Origin of the sequence: Chitinibacter sp. S2-10 (genome assembly GCF_046530675.1) — a bacterium.
GTDB lineage: Bacteria > Pseudomonadota > Gammaproteobacteria > Burkholderiales > Chitinibacteraceae > Chitinibacter.
In genome coordinates this window covers 2,366,593-2,390,092 of record NZ_CP172558.1, presented here as the reverse complement: position 1 = coordinate 2,390,092, position 23,500 = coordinate 2,366,593, and the positions used below count along the sequence as shown (strand labels likewise).

The 23,500-nt window shown below is 53.3% G+C and carries 21 protein-coding genes, 2 tRNA genes and 3 rRNA genes; 20 read left to right on the top strand and 6 right to left on the bottom strand.

The genetic code is table 11. The features are described from left to right. Positions 1-137 precede the first annotated feature (137 nt). The 17 genes from ACG2XO_RS11240 (at position 138) to ACG2XO_RS11160 (ending at position 15,047) form a co-directional block, all read left to right on the top strand. Positions 138-812: a beta-ketoacyl synthase chain length factor gene (locus tag ACG2XO_RS11240; protein WP_410498075.1), complete on the top strand. Its 675-nt coding sequence runs from the start codon at positions 138-140 to the stop codon at positions 810-812. Further along, positions 809-1,588, top strand: coding sequence for a lysophospholipid acyltransferase family protein (locus ACG2XO_RS11235; protein WP_410498074.1), 780 nt, complete (start codon positions 809-811; stop codon positions 1,586-1,588). The genes ACG2XO_RS11240 and ACG2XO_RS11235 overlap by 4 nt, the downstream gene beginning before the upstream one ends. Next, positions 1,569-1,832, top strand: coding sequence for a phosphopantetheine-binding protein (locus ACG2XO_RS11230; protein WP_410498073.1), 264 nt, complete (start codon positions 1,569-1,571; stop codon positions 1,830-1,832). Before ACG2XO_RS11235 ends, ACG2XO_RS11230 begins: the two co-directional genes overlap by 20 nt. 24 nt (positions 1,833-1,856) lie before the next feature. Next, the gene (locus ACG2XO_RS11225) at positions 1,857-2,102 is read left to right on the top strand and encodes an acyl carrier protein (RefSeq protein ID WP_410500256.1); all 246 of its coding nucleotides are present in this window, start codon (positions 1,857-1,859) and stop codon (positions 2,100-2,102) included. Next, the gene (locus ACG2XO_RS11220; RefSeq protein WP_410498072.1) at positions 2,074-2,640 is read left to right on the top strand and encodes a hypothetical protein; all 567 of its coding nucleotides are present in this window, start codon (positions 2,074-2,076) and stop codon (positions 2,638-2,640) included. The genes ACG2XO_RS11225 and ACG2XO_RS11220 overlap by 29 nt, the downstream gene beginning before the upstream one ends. Continuing rightward, on the top strand, positions 2,637-4,310 hold the full coding sequence (locus ACG2XO_RS11215; RefSeq protein WP_410498071.1) for an AMP-binding protein: 1,674 nt from the start codon (positions 2,637-2,639) through the stop codon (positions 4,308-4,310). The genes ACG2XO_RS11220 and ACG2XO_RS11215 overlap by 4 nt, the downstream gene beginning before the upstream one ends. Before the next feature lie 5 nt (positions 4,311-4,315). After that, complete coding sequence (locus ACG2XO_RS11210) at positions 4,316-5,074, top strand: glycosyltransferase family 2 protein (protein WP_410498070.1); 759 nt, start codon at positions 4,316-4,318, stop codon at positions 5,072-5,074. Beyond that, positions 5,071-6,027 (top strand): acyltransferase, encoded by a 957-nt coding sequence (locus tag ACG2XO_RS11205; RefSeq protein WP_410498069.1) that lies wholly within the window; start codon positions 5,071-5,073, stop codon positions 6,025-6,027. Before ACG2XO_RS11210 ends, ACG2XO_RS11205 begins: the two co-directional genes overlap by 4 nt. After that, the gene (gene hutH / locus ACG2XO_RS11200; protein WP_410498068.1) at positions 6,020-7,570 is read left to right on the top strand and encodes an HAL/PAL/TAL family ammonia-lyase; all 1,551 of its coding nucleotides are present in this window, start codon (positions 6,020-6,022) and stop codon (positions 7,568-7,570) included. The genes ACG2XO_RS11205 and hutH overlap by 8 nt, the downstream gene beginning before the upstream one ends. Next, the gene (locus ACG2XO_RS11195) at positions 7,567-7,986 is read left to right on the top strand and encodes an acyl-CoA thioesterase (RefSeq protein ID WP_410498067.1); all 420 of its coding nucleotides are present in this window, start codon (positions 7,567-7,569) and stop codon (positions 7,984-7,986) included. Before hutH ends, ACG2XO_RS11195 begins: the two co-directional genes overlap by 4 nt. Continuing rightward, on the top strand, positions 7,983-8,588 hold the full coding sequence (locus ACG2XO_RS11190) for a LolA family protein (protein WP_410498066.1): 606 nt from the start codon (positions 7,983-7,985) through the stop codon (positions 8,586-8,588). The genes ACG2XO_RS11195 and ACG2XO_RS11190 overlap by 4 nt, the downstream gene beginning before the upstream one ends. Positions 8,589-8,650: 62 nt before the next feature. Next, complete coding sequence (locus tag ACG2XO_RS11185; protein ID WP_410498065.1) at positions 8,651-10,933, top strand: MMPL family transporter; 2,283 nt, start codon at positions 8,651-8,653, stop codon at positions 10,931-10,933. Continuing rightward, positions 10,933-11,424: a DUF3261 domain-containing protein gene (locus ACG2XO_RS11180; RefSeq protein WP_410498064.1), complete on the top strand. Its 492-nt coding sequence runs from the start codon at positions 10,933-10,935 to the stop codon at positions 11,422-11,424. Before ACG2XO_RS11185 ends, ACG2XO_RS11180 begins: the two co-directional genes overlap by 1 nt. Then, on the top strand, positions 11,421-12,608 hold the full coding sequence (locus ACG2XO_RS11175; protein WP_410498063.1) for a beta-ketoacyl-[acyl-carrier-protein] synthase family protein: 1,188 nt from the start codon (positions 11,421-11,423) through the stop codon (positions 12,606-12,608). The genes ACG2XO_RS11180 and ACG2XO_RS11175 overlap by 4 nt, the downstream gene beginning before the upstream one ends. Next, positions 12,605-13,075, top strand: a complete 471-nt coding sequence (locus ACG2XO_RS11170) for a hypothetical protein (protein ID WP_410498062.1) — start codon at positions 12,605-12,607, stop codon at positions 13,073-13,075. The genes ACG2XO_RS11175 and ACG2XO_RS11170 overlap by 4 nt, the downstream gene beginning before the upstream one ends. After that, positions 13,072-13,800, top strand: a complete 729-nt coding sequence (locus ACG2XO_RS11165; protein ID WP_410498061.1) for a 3-ketoacyl-ACP reductase FabG2 — start codon at positions 13,072-13,074, stop codon at positions 13,798-13,800. The genes ACG2XO_RS11170 and ACG2XO_RS11165 overlap by 4 nt, the downstream gene beginning before the upstream one ends. Before the next feature lie 14 nt (positions 13,801-13,814). Continuing rightward, positions 13,815-15,047, top strand: a complete 1,233-nt coding sequence (locus tag ACG2XO_RS11160) for a beta-ketoacyl-ACP synthase (protein WP_410498060.1) — start codon at positions 13,815-13,817, stop codon at positions 15,045-15,047. A 59-nt stretch (positions 15,048-15,106) separates the two neighbouring features. On the opposite strand, the gene ACG2XO_RS11155 is transcribed toward ACG2XO_RS11160, so the two are convergent. From ACG2XO_RS11155 to ACG2XO_RS11130, 6 genes are all read right to left on the bottom strand, one after another. Then, complete coding sequence (locus ACG2XO_RS11155; protein WP_410498058.1) at positions 15,107-16,177, bottom strand: class I SAM-dependent methyltransferase; 1,071 nt, start codon at positions 16,175-16,177, stop codon at positions 15,107-15,109. Positions 16,178-16,382: 205 nt separating this feature from the next. Then, positions 16,383-16,496, bottom strand: a 5S ribosomal RNA gene (gene rrf, locus ACG2XO_RS11150). A gap of 170 nt (positions 16,497-16,666) precedes the next feature. Then, positions 16,667-19,553 (bottom strand): 23S ribosomal RNA (locus tag ACG2XO_RS11145). A 347-nt stretch (positions 19,554-19,900) separates the two neighbouring features. After that, positions 19,901-19,976 (bottom strand) — tRNA-Ala (locus tag ACG2XO_RS11140). Between the two features lie 38 nt (positions 19,977-20,014). Beyond that, a tRNA-Ile gene (locus tag ACG2XO_RS11135) sits at positions 20,015-20,091 on the bottom strand. A 105-nt stretch (positions 20,092-20,196) separates the two neighbouring features. Beyond that, positions 20,197-21,730: ribosomal RNA gene (locus tag ACG2XO_RS11130) — 16S ribosomal RNA — on the bottom strand. Together the 16S, 23S and 5S rRNA genes with 2 tRNA genes alongside form the textbook arrangement of a ribosomal RNA operon. Positions 21,731-22,150: 420 nt before the next feature. On the opposite strand from ACG2XO_RS11130, the gene grxC reads away from it, so the two are divergent. The 3 genes from grxC to ACG2XO_RS11115 all read left to right on the top strand — a co-directional run bounded on the left by grxC (position 22,151) and on the right by ACG2XO_RS11115 (position 23,479). Further along, positions 22,151-22,423 (top strand): glutaredoxin 3, encoded by a 273-nt coding sequence (gene grxC, locus ACG2XO_RS11125; RefSeq protein WP_410498057.1) that lies wholly within the window; start codon positions 22,151-22,153, stop codon positions 22,421-22,423. A gap of 128 nt (positions 22,424-22,551) precedes the next feature. After that, positions 22,552-23,052, top strand: a complete 501-nt coding sequence (gene secB, locus ACG2XO_RS11120) for a protein-export chaperone SecB (protein WP_410498056.1) — start codon at positions 22,552-22,554, stop codon at positions 23,050-23,052. After that, positions 23,033-23,479, top strand: a complete 447-nt coding sequence (locus ACG2XO_RS11115) for an SH3 domain-containing protein (RefSeq protein ID WP_410498055.1) — start codon at positions 23,033-23,035, stop codon at positions 23,477-23,479. The genes secB and ACG2XO_RS11115 overlap by 20 nt, the downstream gene beginning before the upstream one ends. Positions 23,480-23,500: the final 21 nt, after the last annotated feature.

Below are 23,500 nucleotides of genomic sequence, written 5' to 3'. Positions count from 1 at the left end.
CCATCAAAAAAATAGCCAATCCCCTGCTGTTTGAGGCTGGATTATGGCAAAATTGACCAACTCGTGCAGCTTAAAACAAAAAATTACAAGATTTTTAGCGACAAAGTTAACTTTTATCCGCAGGTTTGTCATTTAATATGCAGTCCACTTTCTGGTCTATTTCCTTGCATCTGGCGAGCCTAGCCCTTTGGCAACCTCATGTGCAGAGTGCGCCCAACCTGGACTTTATCCCTGCATTACAACGTCGGCGCCTTTCACCTTTAACAAAAAATTGCTTGCAACTGGCTCACTCAAGCCAGCCAGCAGAGCAAACAATGCAGTGTGTATTTGCCTCCCGCCACGGAGAAATACAACAGACTGTCGATATGCTCAAAGCACTGGCGCAGGGCGAGCCACTCTCACCCGCTGCATTTAGCCATTCGGTTCATAATGCCAGCCAAGGCCTATGGTCAATTTTCGAGCAACAAACCGGCGAATGCAGCGCCATCGCTGCCGGCCTTGATTCACTCCCGATGGCTCTGCTCGAAGCCGCAACGCTCCTCGCCGATCACCCAAGTCAGCCCGTTCTGGTGATTGTGGCTGATGAAGCGTTGCCCGATTGTTTCCAGACTGATCGCATGAAAATAGATGACGAACCTTTTGCGCTGGCCTGCGTGATCACCGCTGACACGCCCAATCTTCAGCTCACCGCCATAGCTCATACCACAGCATCAGTCCATCCAGCATTGGCATTCAATGCCTGGTGGCATTCGGATTCAGATGCGCTGATCACTATCGGCGAACGGAACAACTGGGAATGGCAACGTCGATGAATTGCTCCCGACAACTTGACCGGATAGCTCGCCTTGTCGGCACCGCGATTGCCTTTAGCAGCTTCGGTATTGGCGGCGCATTACTGGGTTTGTTTTTCCCCATACTCAATGCAGCAACGCCAAGCAAGCGCAGACAAATACAAGCCCGCCGTATTATCCATCATGTATTCTTGCTGTTTCTGCGCTGGATGCGCTTGCTCGGCATTATGGAATGGCGTATCGATGGACAGGAAAAATTAGGCCATGCGGGGCAGCTCGTCGTTGCCAATCACCCCTCGCTGCTCGATGTCGTTTTTATGATGGCGCACATCACCGAGCCCAATTGCATTGTGAAAGCTAGCCTGTGGCGCAATCCGTGCATGGTCGGCCCCGTATCGGCGGCGGGTTTTATCCCGAACAACAGTAGCGAGCAAATGATAGAAAGTGGTGTGACCGCACTACAAGGTGGTGATTGCCTGATTATTTTCCCCGAAGGAACGCGCACCACGCCGGGGCAGCCCTTAATGTTGCATCGTGGCGCAGCAACCATTGCGATCAAGGGTGCCAAGATCCTCACGCCGGTCGTCATTACCGTCACGCCGACCACTTTGACCAAAAGTGAAAAGTGGTACAAGATTCCGCCCCGTCGCTTTGTGATGACATTACGCGTTTGTAATGACATTGAGCTTGCGCCTTACCGCAACGCCAGCAGCGATCCGATTGCGGCGCGCCGTCTGAATGCCGACCTCACCGACTTTTATACGCAGGAATTAAATCGTGGATCACACGCTGATTAATGAAATCAAACAATTTGTCATCGACACGCTCAAGCTGGAAGACCTGAGCATCGACGATATTGATACCGATTCAGCGCTATTTAGCGACGGACTGGGGCTCGATTCGATTGATGCACTGGAGCTGGGCGTTGGCTTGCAAAAACGCTATGGCATCAAACTGCAAAGCGATACGGCTGAAAACCACAAGCATTTCGCTTCGATCCGCGCTTTGTCCGAGCTGGTCAGCTCGCAAGGCAAGCAATAAACGACCATGACAGAGTTAGCAGAAATGGAAAAAACCGCCCTACACGACGAAATCGTGCGCATTATCGCCGAACTATTTGAAATCGACCCAGCGCGTATCACACCCGATGCCCAGCTTTATACCGACCTGGAAATCGACAGCATTGACGCAGTCGATATGGCTGCGGAGCTAAAAACACTGGTCGGCAAAAAAATCAGCCCCGAAGACTTCAAGCAAGTGCGTAGCGTGCAGGACGTCGTTGATGCCGTCTATAAACTGCAGCAAAACTAAAACCCTGCTGACGCTGATCGGCGTGCTATTGAGCGCGGTCTATCCGCTGCTGGTTTATTTCTCGCTGGGGCACTGGTCAACGCGTTCTTTTGCACTGATTTTAGTGCTGATGGCGGCGATTCGTTTTTTTACCGCAAAGCAGGGTATGTTGCTGCAAGTTACAATAATATTGGCCTTGGCGGCAATACTCTATGTCCAAAACGTACCCGACTATTTGCGTTTTTATCCGGTGTTGATCAATGGCGCAATGCTGGGCGTGTTTGCCAGCAGTCTGTGCTCTGGCCCTACTGTGATTGAGCGGCTGGCGCGTTTAAGCGAACCGGACTTACCCGCCACTGGCGTGCAATATACGCGGCGCGTGACGCAAGTCTGGTGTGGATTTTTTTTCATTAATGGCAGCATTGCGCTGTGGACTGCGCTCTTTGCCAGCTGGGAAAACTGGACTTTATACAACGGCCTGATTGCCTATCTGTTGATGGGGCTGTTGCTGGCGAGCGAATGGATACTGAGGCAGCGTATTCGCAAGAAACTATCATGAACCAATGGCTAGACAGCAATACCCCCTATGACTTTGCTCTACAGCATGGCCGCGTCATCCGCAGCGATGAATTTGCCACGCACGTCGCTGCGCTAGCGCATACGCTGGCGGCGCAGAGCGAAACACAGCTGAGCCTGTTCTGCCGCGACGTCTACTGGTTTGCCGTTGCGCTGTTTGCCGCCTGGCAAGCGGACAAAGTCGTCCATTTGCCAGGCGATGAAGCGCACATTCACACAACACCTGGTACTTTGCGACTATCGGACGATGAAGCCTGGGGTTTGCTGATTACTGATCTGACCGTCGCAGCACCAGCAGGTCATTGCTACGCCTTGCAAAAGCTCAAACCCGACACGCACGCGCTGATGATTTACACTTCGGGTTCGAGCGGCGAGCCCAAAGCCATTCGAAAAACGCTGGCTCAGCTACTCGCTGAAGTGAAGGCGCTGGAAACGCTGTTCGGTCAAGCGATGAGCGATTCGCTGATTCTGGCAACCGTAAGCCAGCAGCATCTGTATGGTCTGCTATTTCGCGTGATCTGGCCGATCGCCTTTGGCCGGGTTTTCGCTGCTGAAACGGCTTTTTTCCCAGAACAATTGTTTGCGCTGTCACAAAACGCTCGCAAAGTCTGCTGGGTCGCCAGTCCGGCGCATTACAAACGCCTCGGCAATCATCTGCCCTGGACTGAAATCAAACCGCAACTCTCGGCGCTGTTTTCATCGGCGGGCGTCTTAGCCACCGAAGTTGCTGCGCGGATTTCTGCGCACAGCGGCTTGGCCATCAACGAGATTTTTGGTTCATCCGAAACCGGCGGCGTCGCGTGGCGGCAGCAATCTATTGAGGAATCCGCAGACTGGCAGCCACTCCCCGATGTCGAGTTGCGTGGCCATGAATCAGGCGCGCTCGAAATCCGTTCTGCGCACTTGCCCGATCATGAATGGCATATCATGGACGATGCAGCGAATATCGCCGCCGATGGCAGTTTTACGCTACTCGGCCGACTCGACCGCATCGCCAAAATCGAAGAAAAACGGATTGCGCTCGCCACTGTCGAGCAGGCACTGCAACATTTGCCCGAAGTCGACGAAGCAGCCGTATTTGCCGTCGATGAAAACGGGCGGCAAAGCCTCAATGCTGTGCTGGTGCTTAACGAAGCTGGCGCGGCGCTGCACGCGCAACTGGGCAAGGCGGGTTTCGTAGCCTTACTCAAAAAACAGTTGCACGGCAAAATCGAACGTATCGCTCTGCCGCGCCGCTGGCGCTTTGTCGCAGCCTTGCCGGTCAATACACAGGGCAAAATCCCACATGCAGCGCTGTTGGCGCTATTTAACGAGCGCTTACCCGAAGTATTGGCCATCAGCAGCGCAGGCAATCGCCGCACACTGCAATTGCACGTCAGCGCCGAGCTACCCTACTTTGCCGGACATTTCCCCGGCGCGCCAATTTTGCCCGGCGTGACGCAAATTCATTGGGCGGCACAACTGGCGCAGCAATACTTCCCGATCACGGGCCAATTTAGCCGGATGGAAACGCTTAAATTTCAGCAGGTAATTGCGCCCGGCGCATCGATTGCATTGCAGCTTGATTGGGACGAGGTCAAACACCGCCTCGCCTTTGTCTATAGCTCGGCCAAAGGCACGCATTCGTCGGGTCGCCTGGTCTTCGCCACATGAGTCAGATGAGCCGCATAACGCCAGATTTCAAACCCTGCATCGTGATTCCGGTCTACAACCATGAGCACGCGATAGGACAGGTTGTTGCCGGGTTAAAAGGCTTTGCCCTGCCCTGCCTGCTGATCGACGATGGCAGCCGACCCTCGTGCCAACAGGTACTTGAACAACTGGCTCAGGCCGAAAATCACTGGCTCAGCCTGAAGCGGCTGGCAGTCAATCAGGGCAAAGGCGGCGCAGTCAGCGCAGGTTTACTCTGGGCAGAACAACTAGGGTATAGCCACGCAATCCAAATTGATGCTGACGGCCAGCACCATACCCCCGATATGCATCAATTCATTGCCGCAGCACAGAACGCGCCCAAAGCACTGATTGCCGGTCAACCGGTTTACGATGCTTCGGTTCCCAAAGGCCGTTTATACGGTCGCTATCTGACGCATATCTGGGTCTGGATTAATACGCTCTCGCTCGCAATCAAAGACTCGATGTGCGGCTTTCGCGTTTATCCGCTAACCGCCACCTGTGCGCTATTGCGCCGAAGCCAACTCGGCAGTCGTATGGATTTTGACGTCGAAATCATGGTTCGCTTGCACTGGGCAGGGATCGGCATTCAGCAACTGCCAACGCCAGTGCAATACCCGCTCGACGGTGTATCGCACTTTGCAGTCTGGCGCGATAACCTGCTAATTTCACGCATGCACGCCAAGCTGTTTTTCGGCATGCTGTGGCGCAGCCCCATCCTGATCGCAAGGTGGTTTCGCGCATGAGTGGCATTGCCAAACAGGATCACTGGAGCGCGCAAAACGAGCGTGGCGGTCATCTGGCTTACTGGGGAATGAAATTAATGCTGGCCGCGTATCGTATTGGCGGCCGGGCACTATTTGCGCTGATTCTCTACCCGGTGCTTGGCTGGTTTTTTGTTTTCGGCGCCAGCGCACGCCAGTCCTCACAACACTATCTACAGCAACTGGTGCGGTTTGCCCCGCACTTGCAACTTAAACCGTCGCTCTATTTAAGCTGGCGGCATTTTCTGAGTTTTGCCGACACGCTGTTCGATAAATTTCACGCCTGGTCGGGTCAATTGAGCCATGCAACGGTGCAAAGTAGCGGCAAGGACATGATGCTGGAACGGCTGGCGCGGCGCGAAGGCGGCATTATGCTGACTGCGCATCTGGGCAATACCGAAGCGATGCAGGCGCTGGCTGAAGAAATCCCCGATCTGCAGCTGAATGTGCTGGTTCACACCCGGCACGCCGAACAATTCAATCGCCTGCTCGCAGCACAGGCACGAACTCGCGCGATCAGGCTGATCCAGGTTGAAGACCTCGACGCGGTGCTGGCTGCCGATCTCTCGGAGCGCGTCGGTCGTGGCGAATGGCTGGTGATTGCGGCTGATCGTGTTCCAGTCTCAGCTCATCAAAGCGGAGAGCGCATCTTGCACGCCGATTTTCTCGGCCAATCCGCCGCATTGCCGCTCGGCCCGCATCTGCTCGCGCTCTTGCTGCAATGCCCTCTGGTACTGGCACTGTGCCTGAAACAGCCGCACGGACTCAATTTGTATTTTGAAACCCTAAGTGAAGCACAAACCGTTTCGCGCTCGCAAAGGCAAGCTTGGCTCAATCAATCGGCGCAACGCTACGCCGACCGGCTTGCTCATTATTGCCAGCTTGCACCTTTGCAGTGGTTTAACTTCTACCCTTTCTGGACGCCACATGAATAGCCCCGCCAACTGTATCGAATTTGGCGCTTCGCGCCTCACCATTGAGGATATTCTCGCCGTCGCCGCAGGCAGTGGTGCGCACCTATCTGAAGATGCAGCTTTTCGCCGCCGGGTCAATTCGGGCAGCCAGTTTCTGGAAAACCTGCTCGCTGAGCATGGCGAAATTTATGGCGTGACGACCGGCTACGGCGACTCATGTACCGTCGGGATCCCGCCGCATCTGGTGGCCGAACTGCCGCGCCATTTGTATACCTACCACGGCTGTGGTCTGGGCGCATTTTTTGACGAATACACCGGTCGCGCGATTCTGGCCGCGCGACTCTTGTCGCTCGCGCAAGGTTATTCGGGCGTGCGCTGGGTCTTGCTCGAACAGCTTGCAACGCTGATTAACGAAAATCAGGTTCCGGTCATTCCCGAAGAAGGCTCGGTCGGTGCCAGTGGCGATTTAACGCCTTTGTCATACATAGCGGCAGTATTGGCTGGTGAGCGTTATATCTATAAGGCTGGCAAGCAATACCCTACTGCCGCTGCCTTTCGTGAACTCAATATCGCGCCATTGACTCTCGCGCCGAAAGAAGGTCTCGCCTTGATGAATGGTACGGCGGTGATGAGCGCGCTGGCGTGTATCGCCTACAGCCGTGCCGAATATTTAGTCAAACTGTGTTCGCGACTGACCGCACTCGCCTCGCTCGCAACCGACGGCAATGGTTATCATTTCGACGCCAAGCTGTTTTCGGTCAAACCGCATCCGGGGCAGAACGAAGTCGCTGCGTGGATACACGATGACCTGCTCGCCGGTGAAGCGCCGCGCGAAGGCTTGCGCTTGCAAGACCGCTATTCGATTCGTTGTGCACCGCATGTGATCGGCGTGCTCGCCGACGCGCTGCCGATGTTGCGGCAATTTATTGAAAACGAGCTCAATAGCGCCAACGATAATCCCATCATCGACGGCGAAGGCGAACACGTGCTGCATGGCGGGCATTTCTACGGCGGCCATATCGCTTTTGCGATGGACAGCCTGAAAAACTGCGTCGCCAATCTGGCCGACCTGATGGACCGCCAGCTCGCGCTGATGGTCGATACACGTTACAACCACGGTTTGCCGAGCAATTTATCCGGCGCACAGGGCGAGCGTCGCGCGATCAATCACGGTTTTAAAGCGGTGCAGATCGGCGCGTCGTCGTGGGCTGCCGAAGCGCTGAAATTGACGATGCCAGCCAGCGTTTTCAGCCGCTCGACCGAATGCCACAATCAGGACAAAGTCAGCATGGGCACCATCGCCGCGCGAGATGCTTTGCGCGTGCTGCAACTGACCGAACAAGTCGTCGCTGCGCACGCGCTCGCTGCAGTACAAGGCGTAGAGCTACGGGTACAGCAGGGTGAACTGAAAACCGGGCAGCTCTCAAGAGGTGTTGTCGCGCTCATGGCCGAAATACGCGAATTTTCGGCGCATCTCTTGGAAGATCGTGCGCTCGATAGCGAGCTGCGCATAGCGATCAGCAAAATCCAGTCGCAGCATTTGAGCGTTCCGGGGGCGGCATGAACGACAAACTGACGCACAGCATTGAAATCACGCCAGCGTTTCACGACATCGACGTGATGGAAGTCGTCTGGCACGGCCATTATGTGAAATATCTCGAACTCGCCCGTAGCGCACTCTTAGGCAGTTTCGACTACGACTATCCCGGCATGCGCGAATCTGGCTACGCGTGGCCGGTGATCGACCTGAATATCCGCTACTCGCGCCCGGCCAGATTCGGACAAAAACTGCGCGTCAGCGCCAGCATCGTCGAATGGGAAAACCGGCTGAAAGTCAGCTACCGGATTCACGATATCGCCAGCGGCGAGCTATTGACCAAGGCTTATACGATTCAGGTCGCGATTGATATGGCAAACCGGGAAATGTGCTTTGTTTCGCCCGATATCTTGTTCGAAAAACTGGGATTGCCCAAACCATGAAATTCAAAATATTCTGCGGCGCACTGTTGTTGCTCGCCAGCCAGCTTCACGCCGCGCTGCTCGACGACGTCAAGGCGCGGGTGACGCTCAAAGACAGTCAACGTGGCGAGTTCAGGCAGGAAAAAAATATTGCTTCACTGTCCAAGCCGCTGGTTTCGAGCGGAACATTTATTTATCTGAAACAGCGCGGCCTGCTGTGGCAGCTGGAAAAGCCGTACGCGTCCGACGCGATCATCACCGGTGAAACACTGATTCAGCGCGTCAAAGGTAAAACCATCGTCAAAGTCGATGCCAAATCGCAGCCCGGCTACAGCGCCGTGTCACGCGTTTTCATGGCGCTGGTCGGTAGCGACTGGCGTGTGCTGGAACAGGATTTTACGATCACTGGCAAAGTTGACGGGACGCGCTGGCAGCTTGAGCTGACGCCCAAAGGCGGACTATTTGCCAGCTTTGCCAACACACTAACGCTGACAGGCAACAGCACCTTGCAGCAGCTCGATATCGCCGAGAAAAACGGCGACAGCACGCACTATACATTCAGCAATGTCAGCGCTGTGGGCAAACTGTCCAGCGATGAAGAAAACAAATTCCAGCTCAAATGATGGGTATATCCGAGAAGGGCAGACTCTACCTATGGTGTATCGGCATACTTATTATAGGTATCTTGTTCGCCCAATTACTCCACCGTGGCCTGCCGATCCAGACCAACCTGATGGCACTGCTGCCAGCGGGCGAAACCGATCCGGTGGTACAAACTGCGGTCAAACAGCTCGAAAGCCAGCTGGGTGAACGAAATGTATTGCTGATTGGTGCTGTCAATCGCGAAGTGGCAATTGCCGCGGCAGATCGTGCCGCACAGAGTCTGACGAAATCAGGCGCCTTTTCCAGTGTCGCCTTGCGTCACAACCGGGTCGATGCCTTGGTCAGCGCCAAGGCATTTCGCTATGCGCTGGCCAATCCGACGAGCATTGCCCAGCTCGAACAGGGTCAGCTCGGTGATTTTTTGCAACAACAAGCCGCACAACTCTATGGCCCACTGGGCAGCCTGCGCGCAGCCTTGCTGGCGCAAGACCCGCTGTTTCTGGCTGGCGATTTGCTAAATCGTCGTCTTGAGCGCGGTGTCGATTTCGATCCGGCCAGCGGCATTATCTTGTTACATGGTAAAGACAAAGTCTGGGCGCTGATTGAAGCTCGCAGTAAAAGCCAAGCTTTTGATGACAGCGGCGACAATGAACAGGCGGGTCCGGCGCCGACGGCCAAAGCCATTTACAACGCGATGATCGCGGCTCAAAGCAGTGCGAAGCTGACTAAAAAAACCGAGATTGCAGCGCTCGCCGCCGGTGTTGCCCTGCATACCGACCAAGCGAGCAAAACCGCCAAGGATGAAATCAGCCGTATCGGTATTGGCTCGTGGATTGGTTCGATTCTGCTAATGTGGCTGGTGTTTCGCCGTATCTCGGCGATTATGCTGTGCCTGCTCCCTTTACTCGTCGCGACCGGCGTTGCCATTGTGGTCACCGCGCACATCATGGGCAGCATTCACGTCCTCACACTGGTTTTTGGCGCCAGCCTGATCGGTGTTGCGATTGATTATGGCACGCATTGCTTTGCTGACAGCCTAGGCGCTGACCAGCGCTGGAGCATGAGCCACGCAGTCGAACAATTACGCCCCGCACTGTTTTATGGTGCAGCGACCAGCGTCACCGGCTATCTGGCTTTGGCGATTGCACCCTTCCCCGGCCTGCGCGAAATCGCGGTTTTTTCATCGAGCGGGCTGATTGCAGCCTATCTGACGGTGGTGCTGGCTTTCCCGGTGCTACTAAAAAATTACCGCCCCAATACCAAGGGTATACATTTCACAGACTTGATGATCAAGGCTTACGAGCATATACCCAGCAAAAAATGGCTTTGTATTTTCATCATCCCCATTGCTTTTGGCTTGGCAAAACTGCACGCCAATGATGATCTGCACAGTTTTTATACCGTCGATCCACGACTAGGACAGATGGAGCAAGACATCAAATCCTTGTTTCAACGCGCGCCGGAAAACCAGTTTTTTCTGGTCGAAGGTCGCGATGCCGGCGAAGTCTTGCGCCGCGAACAGGCCTTGCTCAAGCAACTTGATCCGCTGATTACGCAAGGCAAAATTAGCGCTGTGCGTGCATTGTCGCAACAAATCCCTGATCTGGCGACGCAATCGAAAACGATTAGCACGCTGCAGGCTGCACTGTCCTCGCCGCAATATCCGGCGTGGTTACGCGAACTGGGTTTGTCCGAAAAGGCGATTGCAGCCGATGCCAGTGCCATCGCGCAAGCCAAGCCGGTCAGTTTGGAACAATGGCTCTCTAGCGATCTAGGCCGTGGCGATACGCTGCTGTGGCTGGGCAAAACCGAGCGCGGTTACGCTTCGCTGGTTTTGCTGTCGAATATCAAGGATAAAGCGGCGCTCAACGCGATCAAGCTCGATGGCGTACAGTTTGTCGATCGCGTCGACAACTTGTCGCAACTGATGGCGCGTTACCGCAATCTGGCGCTGACGCTGACTGCTGCTTCTTTGGTCGTCATGCTCTTACTGATGGCACCGCGCCACGGCTGGCAAGGTGCAGCGCTGATCATTCTGCCGTCGCTGCTGGCGGCGTCGGGCGCGCTGGCACTGTTTGGCCTGATAGGTATAGCGCTGAACCTCTTTTCTGCCTTTGCTTTGCTGATCGTACTCGCCCTGGGTATCGACTATGCGATTTTCTTTCGCGAGTCCGGTGAGGAGAGTCATCAGGCCATGCTCGGCGTGACGCTCGATTCGAGCACAACTTTGCTGTCATTCGGTTTGCTCGCCATGTCCAGTCTGCCTGCAGCACAATCATTCGGTCTGATGGTGCTGTTTGGCATCACGCTGGCATTTGTTTTTGCGCCGATGGCGCGTCGTGATTCACAGACAGGAGTTGCTTAATGCGGGCTCTGCTGCTGACTGTATTGAGCACCTTATTGCTGGCTTGTACCAGCGAGATTCCCGCGCCAATGCTGCCGGTCAGCGCATTTGGGTCTATCGCGCAGAATGAGCTGATTACGCTCGAAGCGGGCGACAGGGTTTTTGCTTTTACCGCCCGACTGGAAAGCGATGGCGAAACGCTTAAAGTCGTTGCGATTACACCGACCGGGCAACGGCTGTTCAGCATCACGCGAACTGGTGAGCAATTGCTGACCGAACCTGGTGTATTGTGGCCGCGCGCCATGCCATTGCAAGCGGTCTGGGCCGATATTGAAATGGTTCATGCGCCAGCGGCAATGAGTGTTGCCAGCCCGTGGCAGCGGATTCGGAATCAAGATAGTAACGACTGGCTATATCACGGCAAAAAGCTCGCGCAAGTCAAACATGAAGCCGGTAAAATCACGCTGACGCGAGACGCTTACACGCTAACCATCGAGATATTGCCTGAATGACCGCGTATTTAAATCATCTGGGGCTGGTTTCCCCGCTGGGCAATCATTACAGCGACACCATCACCGCTCTGCTGACAGGGCAACGCCAGCTCAAACCCGCGTCTGAATTGTTGATTAACCGTCCGGCGTGGATAGGTGAAGTCGCTGGCCCTCTGCCGAATCTGCCTACTGAAGTAAGTCAATTTCACAGCCGTAATAATCAGCTACTCTACGCCGCCAGCCTGCAAATCGACGCCGAAATTCGCCAGCTGATCGCACGTTTTGGCACGCATCGCATCGCGATTGTGCTCGGCAGCAGCACGTCGGGCATCGCCGAGAGCGAAATGGCGATTGCCGCGCAGCAACGCGGCGAAGCGCCGCAATCGGGCTACAGCTACCAGCGGCATGAGATGGCTGATCCGGCGCGTTTTCTTGCCGCCTTGTACCAGCTCGACGGCCCGGCGTATGTGATTTCAACCGCGTGTTCATCGAGCGCACGCGCGCTAATCGCTGCGCGTCGATTACTGCAAATGAATCTGGTCGACGCCGTTCTATGTGGCGGTGTCGACAGCCTGTGCCAGCTGACACTCAATGGCTTTGCTGCACTTGAATCAGTCAGCAGCCAGCCGTGCAATCCATTTCGTGCAGGGCGTGACGGCATCAATATTGGCGAAGCGGCTGCGTTGTTTGTGATGAGCCGCGAAGCGGCACCGGTCGCGCTCGTCGGTTGCGGTGCCAGCAGCGATGCCTACCATATTTCAGCGCCCCACCCTGACGGCCTCGGCGCCAGCGCGGCAATGCAGGCCGCTTTGCTCAATGCCAATCTGACAGCACAGCAGATCGATTATCTGAATCTGCATGGCACAGCAACCAAACTCAATGATGCAATGGAAAGTCGCGCCGTCGCAGATACCTTTGGCGAGTATTTGCCGCCAGCCAGCTCTACTAAAGCGCTAACCGGACATACCCTGGGTGCAGCCGGTGCATTGGAAGCCGCATTTTGCTGGCTGCTGTTGCAAAAAAAATTAAATCCGACAGGCAGGCTGCCGGTGCAGACTGGCGACGGTGATTTTGACCCAAGCCTGGCACAGCTGAACTGGCCGCAGACCGGCCTTACCTATCATCCTAAAACCGCGATGAGCAATTCATTTGCTTTTGGCGGCAATAATGTCAGCCTGATTTTTCAGACAATGAGTACGGTATGACGCGCTATTTACCCGCACAGGTGCTGCCACATGCGGCACCGATGATTTTGCTCGACGAGATTATCGAATTTGGCGACGAGCATCTCGTTGCGGCGCTGACGATTCCTGTCGATGGTTTATTTAATGATGCGGCACTGGGCGGAGCAATCCCCGCTTATGTCGCCATCGAATATATGGCGCAAGCCGTTGCTGCGCACGATGGCTGCCGCGTCCGCGCAGCCGGTGAGCAACCTAAAATCGGCTTTTTGCTGGGTACGCGTGCGTTCGATTGCAATGTGCCCGCCTTTGCAGTCGGAACCCGGCTGACCGTGCATGTTCAGGAAGTCATCAAAGGGGAAAACGGCATGGGTGTATTCGAAGCCCGCGTCGAAGGCACACAAGCCGATGGCTCGCCGATTCGGGTCAGCGCCCGCATCAATGGTTTTCAGCCGCCCAATCCACACGCATTTCTGGCAGAACACACATGAGCAACTTTATTTTGATTACCGGCGCCAGCGGCGGCCTTGGTCGCGCGATGGCGCTCAAACTGGCCAGCGATGGTTTTGATCTGATTTTGCATTACCGCAGCAATCAGGCGAGCGTACTGGAACTGCAGCAACAGATTGCAGCGCTTGGACGCGCAAGTCGTTTGATCTGTTTTGACGTCGCCGACCGCGAGCAAACACGACAGGTACTTGAAGCTGACGTCGAACAGTTCGGGGCGCCGTACGGCGTCGTCATCAACGCAGGGATAACCCGCGACACGGCTTTTCCGGCGATGAGCGAAGACGACTGGGATCTGGTGCTCAGCACCAATCTCGATGGTTTTTATAATGTGCTGCATCCGCTTTCAATGCCTATGGTGAGGCGCAGAAAAGCGGGTCGCATCGTCGCGATTGCATCGGTTTCCGGACTGATCGGCAATCGTGGTCAGGTCAATTACAGCGCGGCCAAAGCCGGACTGATTGGCGCATGCAAGGCATTGGCGCTGGAGCTGGCCAGTCGCAAAATCACCGTCAATTGCGTTGCACCAGGCCTGATTGAAACCGAGATGATTGAAGATCTGCCGGCGCTGGAAGAAATCAAAAAAATGATCCCAATGGCACGTATGGGCAAACCAGAAGAAGTTGCGGCAGCGGTGAGCTATCTGATGAGCGAAGGCGCGGCGTATACGACACGGCAGGTGATCGCAGTCAACGGCGGGCTGTGTTAAGGTAAAATGCAAGGATGAAAAGAGTCGTCGTTACCGGCATGGCCGGCATTTCTTCACTGGGTTGTGATTGGGCAAGCATTTCTGCCGCCATGCGTGCTGGGCAGACCGGAATTCGCCGCATGGCTGAGTGGGCTGAGTACCAAGATTTGAACACGCAACTGGCCGGACCGGTCACCGATTTTGCGATGCCCACGCACTATACGCGCAAGCACACTCGTTCAATGGGGCGCGTGGCACAGATGTCAGTACTGGCTTCCGAACGCGCTCTGGCCGATGCGGGCTTACTTGGCAACCCCGTCATTCAAAGCGGCACAATGGGCGTGGCTTATGGCTCGTCAACGGGCAGCACCGATGCAATTCGTGAATTTGGTTATTCGCTGATTGAAAAAGATGTGAATGGCCTGAATGCCAACTCATATTTACGAATGATGAGCCATACCACGGCAGTCAATATTGGCGTTTATTTTGGACTGAAAGGTCGTGTTATTCCAACCTCAAGCGCGTGCACTTCAGGCAGTCAGGGAATTGGTTACGCTTTTGAGGCTATCAAATATGGCCAGCAAAAAATGATGATTGCTGGTGGTGCAGAAGAGCTGTGCCCGACCGAAGCGATGGTGTTTGATACGCTGTACGCGACCAGCACCAAAAATGACGCGCCGCATACAACGCCGCGCCCTTTCGACTCAGGTCGTGATGGGCTGGTCATCGGCGAAGGTGCCGGTACATTGATTTTGGAAGAACTCGAACACGCGCTGGCGCGTGGCGCGCACATTCACGCCGAGCTGGTCGGCTTTGCGTGCAACTCGGACGGCACGCACGTCACGCGCCCTGAAAGTGCAACGATGGAAATCGCAATGCGAATAGCCTTGGACAATGCTGGGCTGCAAGCCTCACAAATCGGCTATATCAACGCACATGGCACAGCGACCGAACAAGGCGATATTGCAGAAAGTCAGGCGACGCACCGCATCTTTGGCAAGCACACGCCGATTAGCTCGCTCAAAGGTTATTTCGGCCACACGCTCGGCGCCTGTGGCGCACTTGAAGCCTGGATGAGTATTGAAATGCTCAATAACGGCTGGTTTGCAGGCAACGTCAATCTGGAGCAAGTTGATCCGGCTTGCGGCGAGTTGGACTACCTGCCACTTGCAGGGCGGGAATTGGCTTGCGACTACGTAATGAGCAATAACTTTGCATTTGGCGGAATCAATACGTCGCTGATTTTCCGCCGCTGGGATCAAAAATAGTAAGTTAGTCTGTGGTGGCCGTCCATCTGCATCCACTCACAATAAACACCACAGAGGGATTATTTGGCGATTTTTTGAAACTGCAACAAAGAATGCGAAATCCCCAGCCCATCCCAGATTTGCGTCACTTGCAAACCGGCCTGCTCAGCACAGGCGATGTATTCATCAGCACGATAGATTTTGCTATTGCCACTCGCCATTGCGGTGAAATACGGTGAAGTATTAATCAGACAATACGCGGCAATATCGAATTGCTGCCTGTCCCAGCAGGTATCGAGAATAAACAGCGAACCGCCATTGTCCAGCGACTCTGCCGCCCGCGCCAAGATTTTGCCAATTTCAACCAAAGAGAAACACGATAAGAACTGGCTCATCCAAATCGCGTCATGTCCTTTGGGGAAAGACAAAGCGGGGTCAAGCAAATCACGCGGCGCGAGCGAAACTCTGCCAATCAAGCCTGCTCCGCTCAGGTTTTGCTGGGCCACATTCAATTGGATTGGCAAATCTACCAGCGTCATTTCGACTTGCGGGTCATAGTTAAGGCACAGCATTGCCCATTTACCGGTATTCGCGCCAACATCCATCAGACGTTTTGGTTTACTGGCGAAAACCTTGGGCAAAGCTTCTGGAAATGCCGAGTCTGAATAAAAGTGATCAAATTCAAACCATGACGTTTTGGCGGGTTCAGGTAAATCAGACAGGCCTTCGTAAATTGTCGCCCACGGTCCCAGATGTTTTAACCCCAAAGGTTTTTCAGCATCCAGGCAGGCCTCAAGCTCGAACAAACCTTGCCAGCACACGTCGTGGATGTAATTGAAATTGACCTGAGTCAGCTTGTCATTGACCAGCATATAACCGGTTTTTTCCAGCACCCATAAGCTATTTTCAATCGACACCACGCCAGCCGAAAGACAGCTTTCCAGCAACACATCGAGCACATACGAGCTAATCTGATGTTCGTCCATCAATTCGGCACTACTCATCGGTTTTTGCGCAAGGCTGACGAGCAACCCTTTCTTCCATGCAATCCGTACACACTGAAAAACCACGGGACCAAACGCGATTTTTTGCGCTTCAAAACGCGCTTGAAATGCGCTTAACTCGGTTTGAAATCGTTTATTTTCTGGCATTTTTTCACTAAAAAATTAAGCAACAATTTATATTGATCGGGAAAACAATCTAAAACCCATAATTAAAACAAGGGTATATTATCAAAACCAAATAAAGCCAATGATCAAAATCTCATACCCATGCATGTATATAAAACATTGCATTATCCACAATCACAGATAGCAAAAAGCCCAGCTCGGTTGAGCTGGGCTTTTCTTTTAGGGAGTCTGGCAATGTCCTACTTTCACACGGGCAATCCGCACTATCATCGGCGCTGAGGCGTTTCACTGTCCTGTTCGGGATGGGAAGGAGTGGGACCACCTCGCTATGGTCACCAGACAAAACTGGGTGAGTTGACTGCTTAGGCTTTTACCTTTGCAACCACTCGAAATCAATAGAAGAAGTAATCTTTCATCAGCTCAGCTTTCGCTTCACCGGTCTCTCTTTATCTTATTCAATTCGCAATCGGGTCAATTGCACCTTCATCGCAACAACGCGTCTCAGGTTATAGGATCAAGCCTCACGGGCTATTAGTATCGGTTAGCTTAACGTATTACTACGCTTCCACACCCGACCTATCAACGTCCTGGTCTCGAACGATCCTTTAGAGGTCTTAAAGACCTAGGGAAGTCTCATCTTGAGGCTAGTTTCGCGCTTAGATGCTTTCAGCGCTTATCTATTCCCGACTTAGCTACCCGGCAATGCCACTGGCGTGACAACCGGTACACCAGAGGTCAGTCCACTCCGGTCCTCTCGTACTAGGAGCAGCCCCCCTCAAACTTCCAACGCCCACTGCAGATAGGGACCAAACTGTCTCACGACGTTTTGAACCCAGCTCACGTACCACTTTAAATGGCGAACAGCCATACCCTTGGGACCGGCTACAGCCCCAGGATGTGATGAGCCGACATCGAGGTGCCAAACTCCGCCGTCGATGTGAACTCTTGGGCGGAATCAGCCTGTTATCCCCGGAGTACCTTTTATCCGTTGAGCGATGGCCCTTCCATTCAGAACCACCGGATCACTATGTCCTGCTTTCGCACCTGCTCGACTTGTCGGTCTCGCAGTTAAGCCGCCTTTTGCCATTACACTATCAGTACGATGTCCGACCGTACCTAGGCGACCTTCGAGCTCCTCCGTTACAATTTGGGAGGAGACCGCCCCAGTCAAACTGCCTACCATGCACGGTCCCCGATCCGGATAACGGACCAAGGTTAGAACCTCAAAGGGGTCAGGGTGGTATTTCAAGGACGGCTCCACTGAAACTAGCGTTCCAGCTTCAAAGCCTCCCACCTATCCTACACAAACCACTTCAAAGTCCAATGCAAAGCTACAGTAAAGGTTCACGGGGTCTTTCCGTCTAGCAGCGGGGAGATTGCATCTTCACAAACACTTCAACTTCGCTGAGTCTCGGGAGGAGACAGTAGGGCCATCGTTACGCCATTCGTGCGGGTCGGAACTTACCCGACAAGGAATTTCGCTACCTTAGGACCGTTATAGTTACGGCCGCCGTTTACTGGGACTTCAATCAAGAGCTTGCACCCCATCATTTAATCTTCCAGCACCGGGCAGGCGTCACACCGTATACATCCACTTTCGTGTTAGCACAGTGCTGTGTTTTTGATAAACAGTCGCAGCCCTCATTTCTCTGCGGCCTCATTGGGCTCCAGTTGTACACCTTCACCTACTAGAGGCACACCTTCTCCCGAAGTTACGGTGTCAATTTGCCGAGTTCCTTCTCCCGAGTTCTCTCAAGCACCTTAGAATACTCTTCCTACCCACCTGTGTCGGTTTGCGGTACGGTTCGATATTAGCTGAAGCTTAGTGGCTTTTCTTGGAAGCAGGGTATCGCTCACTTCGTCGACAAGTCGACTCGTCATCACGCCTCAGCGTTAAAGTAGCCCGGATTTGCCTAAGCTACACGCCTACACGCTTAAACCAACTCTTCCAACCGTTGGCTGAGGTAACCTTCTCCGTCCCCACATCGCACTAATACCAAGTACAGGAATATTAACCTGTTTCCCATCGACTACGCATTTCTGCCTCGCCTTAGGGGCCGACTCACCCTGCGCCGATGAACGTTGCGCAGGAAACCTGGGGTTTTCGGTGAGGGGGCTTTTCACCCCCTTTATCGCTACTCATGTCAGCATTCGCACTTCTGATACCTCCAGCATCCTTCTCAAGACACCTTCACAGGCTTACAGAACGCTCCTCTACCATATGTACATCGTACATATCCGCGTCTTCGGTTATCAATTTGAGCCCCGTTACATCTTCCGCGCAGGACGACTCGACCAGTGAGCTATTACGCTTTCTTTAAATGATGGCTGCTTCTAAGCCAACATCCTGGCTGTCTGTGCCTTCCCACCTCGTTTTCCACTTAATTGATCATTTGGGACCTTAGACGGCGGTCTGGGTTGTTTCCCTCTTGTCCCAGGACGTTAGCACCCCAGGACTGTCTCCCATGCTCGCACTTGACGGTATTCAGAGTTTGCCATGGTTTGGTAAGTCGCGATGACCCCCTAGCCATAACAGTGCTTTACCCCCGTCAGTGATACATGAGGCACTACCTAAATAGTTTTCGAGGAGAACCAGCTATTTCCAAGTTTGTTTAGCCTTTCACCCCTAGCCACAGCTCATCCCCTAACTTTGCAACGTTAGTGGGTTCGGACCTCCAGTGCGTGTTACCGCACCTTCATCCTGGCCATGGCTAGATCACTTGGTTTCGGGTCTACGCCCAGCAACTGTGCGCCCTATTCGGACTCGGTTTCCCTACGCCTCCCCTATTTGGTTAAGCTTGCTACTGAACGTAAGTCGCTGACCCATTATACAAAAGGTACGCAGTCACCCAACTTGTGGGCTCCCACTGTTTGTATGCATCCGGTTTCAGGTTCTATTTCACTCCCCTCCCGGGGTTCTTTTCGCCTTTCCCTCACGGTACTGGTTCACTATCGGTCGATGATGAGTATTTAGCCTTGGAGGATGGTCCCCCCATCTTCAAACAGGATTTCTCGTGTCCCGCCCTACTTCTCGTACGCTTAGTACCACCCAATGCTTTTCATATACGGGGCTATCACCCACTATGGCGGCACTTTCCATTGCCTTCTATTAAGCTTTGAGTTATCACGTACAGGCTCTTCCCATTTCGCTCGCCACTACTTTGGGAATCTCGGTTGATTTCTTTTCCTGCGGTTACTTAGATGTTTCAGTTCACCGCGTTCGCTCTACATCACCTATGTATTCAGTGATGAGTGACCCAAAAGGGCCGGGTTTCCCCATTCGGAAATCGTGGGATCAAAGCGCTTTGCCAGCTCCCCCACGCTTATCGCAGGCTATCACGTCCTTCGTCGCCTATCATCGCCAAGGCATCCACCAGATGCACTTATTCGCTTGATCCTATAACCTCAAACACGTTTTACCGTACTCTTGGTCAGAGTTTCGTATTTACGACTTGTTGTAGGGTTTCTCAGGTCCTACAACGGCTGATCTTTCGATCAGCAGATACAATCAACCCAATTTATTACTGTAAAAACAAGTTACCCTGTTTTCACATTGTTTAATTAGGAGATATTACTTCTTCTATTTTGTTAAAGAACGATACAGTCACACATTCCTGTGTGGGTCTGATTTAAGAAACCAGAACAAAATCACCAGACCGAATCATTATTTCTGATTCGTCTACTGACTGAATTCTGAACTCTTGTTTGCTGCGCCACCGCTTGCACAGTGCTCGCCGCAAGGCGTGGTGGAGGATGACGGGATCGAACCGACGACCCCCTGCTTGCAAAGCAGGTGCTCTCCCAACTGAGCTAATCCCCCAATCTGGCATGACTAAGCTGTTTCCATTGACTCGTCAATGGTGGGTCAGATAGGAATCGAACCTATGACCCCCGCGTTATCAACACGGTGCTCTAACCGACTGAGCTACTGACCCAGCTTCCAACTCAACAACTTCTTTCATTTATGAATGAAGTCGTCTCTGTATCTTCAAATTTACAGCCGATGAGTGTGAGTCCTTGACCCGCAGGTCTTGCTCTTGAAAGGAGGTGATCCAGCCGCAGGTTCCCCTACGGCTACCTTGTTACGACTTCACCCCAGTCATGAATCCCACCGTGGTAAGCGGCCTCCTTGCGGTTAGCCTACCTACTTCTGGTGAAACCCACTCCCATGGTGTGACGGGCGGTGTGTACAAGGCCCGGGAACGTATTCACCGCGACATGCTGATCCGCGATTACTAGCGATTCCGACTTCATGCACTCGAGTTGCAGAGTGCAATCCGGACTACGATCGGTTTTGTGAGATTGGCACCCCCTCGCGGGTTAGCGACCCTCTGTACCGACCATTGTATGACGTGTGAAGCCCTGGTCATAAGGGCCATGAGGACTTGACGTCATCCCCACCTTCCTCCGGTTTGTCACCGGCAGTCCCATTAAAGTGCCCAACTGAATGCTGGCAACTAATGGCAAGGGTTGCGCTCGTTGCGGGACTTAACCCAACATCTCACGACACGAGCTGACGACAGCCATGCAGCACCTGTGTTACGGCTCCCGAAGGCACTCCTCGATCTCTCAAGGATTCCGTACATGTCAAGACCAGGTAAGGTTTTTCGCGTTGCATCGAATTAATCCACATCATCCACCGCTTGTGCGGGCCCCCGTCAATTCCTTTGAGTTTTAGTCTTGCGACCGTACTCCCCAGGCGGTCAACTTCACGCGTTAGCTGCGTTACTAAGCTCCGAAAAGCCCAACAACTAGTTGACATCGTTTAGGGCGTGGACTACCAGGGTATCTAATCCTGTTTGCTCCCCACGCTTTCGTGCATGAGTGTCAGTATCAGCCCAGGGGGTTGCCTTCGCCATCGGTGTTCCTCCACATCTCTACGCATTTCACTGCTACACGTGGAATTCCACCCCCCTCTGCCGTACTCTAGTTAGCCAGTTCGCAATGCAATTCCCAAGTTGAGCTCGGGGATTTCACATCGCGCTTAACAAACCACCTGCGCACGCTTTACGCCCAGTAATTCCGATTAACGCTTGGACCCTACGTATTACCGCGGCTGCTGGCACGTAGTTAGCCGGTCCTTATTCTTCTGGTACTCTCATCCCCGGTGGGTATTAGCCACAAGGATTTGCTCCCAGACAAAAGCGCTTTACAACCCGAAGGCCTTCTTCACGCACGCGGCATTGCTGGATCAGGCTTGCGCCCATTGTCCAAGATTCCCCACTGCTGCCTCCCGTAGGAGTCTGGACCGTGTCTCAGTTCCAGTGTGGCGGATCGTCCTCTAAGACCCGCTACTGATCGTCGCCTTGGTGAGCCTTTACCTCACCAACTAGCTAATCAGCCATCGGCCGCTCCAATAACAAGAGGTCTTGCGATCCCCCTCTTTCCCCCGTAGGGCGTATGCGGTATTAGCTATCCTTTCGGATAGTTATCCCCCATTACTGGGTACGTTCCGATGTATTACTCACCCGTTCGCCACTCGCCACCAGACCGAAGTCCGTGCTGCCGTTCGACTTGCATGTGTAAAGCATGCCGCCAGCGTTCAATCTGAGCCAGGATCAAACTCTTTCGTTTAATCGCTATGCTATTTTTACTACTTGGCTTGTACTTCAATACTCAAAGAAACTGCGAGATAAACTCTAAAGAGTTCGTCTTTCAATTTTCTTTTCAATTGAGTGCAAGCACTTGATTTGACTTACGAATCAAGGGCTCACACTCATCGGCTGTAGATTGTTAAAGATCGGGCTGAACAACCAAGAAACACACTTCGTTTCGTTGCGTCATCAGCAGAGAGGCCGAACTATACCCACCGGCCCCAGACCCGTCAACACCAAGCCACCGACAAAAACAAAGATAAACCTTACCTTATTGATTTTAATCACAAAAATCATCTGGAATTTTTACCCTTGCATAATCAATCATGCACCCCCAACTTATATTGCATCGCCAATCTTAATCCCTGAGTCAAAGGGACTTCTTAAATGGAGCCGCATTTTGCCCAAAGTACTGATGTACAGCACTGGCTACTGCCCTTACTGTGACCGAGCCGAACGATTGCTGACGCAACGCGGCGTGACTGCGATCGAGAAAATCCGTATTGATCTTGATCCTGCCCAGCGTGACATCATGATGGAACGTACCCAACGGCGCACTGTGCCGCAGATCTATATTGATGATTTTCACGTTGGCGGCTTTGACGACTTGGCCGCCTTGGATCGCGCCGGAAAATTAATTCCCCTACTTAATGGCGAAATAACTCACAGTTAAAGCAGCCTTTACCACTATCCACGCCACCCGATAGTCATTGCCCGTTATTTTGTGCGATGATTTCGCCGCGGTGATTCATAAAGCCAAAGCAATATCGAACAACTCAACCGACTCACAAGGAATGAACCATGAGTGAAGTAAACCAAGCAGCAAGCCAAGAAGAATCAAAACAACCTGTATTTGCCGTTCAAAAACTGTATGTGACCGATATTTCTCTTGAGTCACCAACAGCACCGAACTCATTCATGGAAGAAGCTCAGCCAGAATTCAATATCCAATTCCGCAATCAGGCGCGCAGCTTTGACAACGGTTTTTACGAAGCCAGCCTGACCGTAACTGCAACGGCTAAATCCGAAGATCGCACAATGTTCCTGGTCGAAGTCACCCAAGCCGGCCTGTTCCAGATCCAGAATATTCCTGAGCAGGAACTCGATCCACTGCTCGGCATCGGCTGCCCAAGCATTTTGTTCCCGTACTTGCGCGAAGCCGTATCTGATCTGACTACACGCGCCGGCTTCCCACCGCTGATCCTGCAACCGATCAACTTCGAAGCCATCTACCTGCAACAACGTCAGCAAGCCGCAGCTGCTGCAGCAACACAAGACGCCAATGCGCAAACCACTCACTAAGCCGCTCGTCATCGCAGCACTACTGGCTCTGGCCAGTAGTGCTTTTGCCATCGACTATCGCTCAACCGCCCGCAATGGTGTGGTGCTGTACGAAGCGCCAGCCGAAACCAGCACCAAGCGCTTTATTCTCAGCGCCAATGTGCCGCTCGAAGTGCTTTCCGAGCAAGGCAACTGGTTGCGTGTGCGTGATAGGGACGGAACGCTGGCCTGGCTCGCCAAGGCCGACGCCAGTACGACGCGCTATCTACAAGCCAACCGTCTGGCTGAAGTACGTAAAGAAGCCAAAGCCACTGCAGCACTGCTATTCAAAATTGATCGCAATGTGCTCGTTGAATTGCTGCAGGACAATCGCAACGGCTGGCTTAAAATCCGCCATCGCGACGGCGAAACCGGTTTTATCCGCATTGAAGATGTCTGGGGCGCTTAAACCCCGACAGGAGAGTGTTCC

Excerpts from the sequence above, each read along its gene's own strand:
- ACG2XO_RS11195 (WP_410498067.1), top strand. The coding sequence starts at position 7,567 with ATGAACGACAAACTGACGCACAGCATTGAAATCACGCCAGCGTTTCAC.
- ACG2XO_RS11175 (WP_410498063.1), top strand. The coding sequence starts at position 11,421 with ATGACCGCGTATTTAAATCATCTGGGGCTGGTTTCCCCGCTGGGCAAT.
- ACG2XO_RS11225 (WP_410500256.1), top strand. The coding sequence starts at position 1,857 with ATGGAAAAAACCGCCCTACACGACGAAATCGTGCGCATTATCGCCGAA.
- hutH (WP_410498068.1), top strand. The coding sequence starts at position 6,020 with ATGAATAGCCCCGCCAACTGTATCGAATTTGGCGCTTCGCGCCTCACC.
- ACG2XO_RS11165 (WP_410498061.1), top strand. The coding sequence starts at position 13,072 with ATGAGCAACTTTATTTTGATTACCGGCGCCAGCGGCGGCCTTGGTCGC.
- ACG2XO_RS11160 (WP_410498060.1), top strand. The coding sequence starts at position 13,815 with ATGAAAAGAGTCGTCGTTACCGGCATGGCCGGCATTTCTTCACTGGGT.
- ACG2XO_RS11190 (WP_410498066.1), top strand. The coding sequence starts at position 7,983 with ATGAAATTCAAAATATTCTGCGGCGCACTGTTGTTGCTCGCCAGCCAG.
- ACG2XO_RS11235 (WP_410498074.1), top strand. The coding sequence starts at position 809 with ATGAATTGCTCCCGACAACTTGACCGGATAGCTCGCCTTGTCGGCACC.
- ACG2XO_RS11210 (WP_410498070.1), top strand. The coding sequence starts at position 4,316 with ATGAGCCGCATAACGCCAGATTTCAAACCCTGCATCGTGATTCCGGTC.
- ACG2XO_RS11115 (WP_410498055.1), top strand. The coding sequence starts at position 23,033 with ATGCGCAAACCACTCACTAAGCCGCTCGTCATCGCAGCACTACTGGCT.
- ACG2XO_RS11205 (WP_410498069.1), top strand. The coding sequence starts at position 5,071 with ATGAGTGGCATTGCCAAACAGGATCACTGGAGCGCGCAAAACGAGCGT.
- ACG2XO_RS11155 (WP_410498058.1), bottom strand. The coding sequence starts at position 16,177 with ATGCCAGAAAATAAACGATTTCAAACCGAGTTAAGCGCATTTCAAGCG.
- secB (WP_410498056.1), top strand. The coding sequence starts at position 22,552 with ATGAGTGAAGTAAACCAAGCAGCAAGCCAAGAAGAATCAAAACAACCT.
- ACG2XO_RS11240 (WP_410498075.1), top strand. The coding sequence starts at position 138 with ATGCAGTCCACTTTCTGGTCTATTTCCTTGCATCTGGCGAGCCTAGCC.
- ACG2XO_RS11180 (WP_410498064.1), top strand. The coding sequence starts at position 10,933 with ATGCGGGCTCTGCTGCTGACTGTATTGAGCACCTTATTGCTGGCTTGT.
- ACG2XO_RS11170 (WP_410498062.1), top strand. The coding sequence starts at position 12,605 with ATGACGCGCTATTTACCCGCACAGGTGCTGCCACATGCGGCACCGATG.
- ACG2XO_RS11220 (WP_410498072.1), top strand. The coding sequence starts at position 2,074 with ATGCCGTCTATAAACTGCAGCAAAACTAAAACCCTGCTGACGCTGATC.
- ACG2XO_RS11215 (WP_410498071.1), top strand. The coding sequence starts at position 2,637 with ATGAACCAATGGCTAGACAGCAATACCCCCTATGACTTTGCTCTACAG.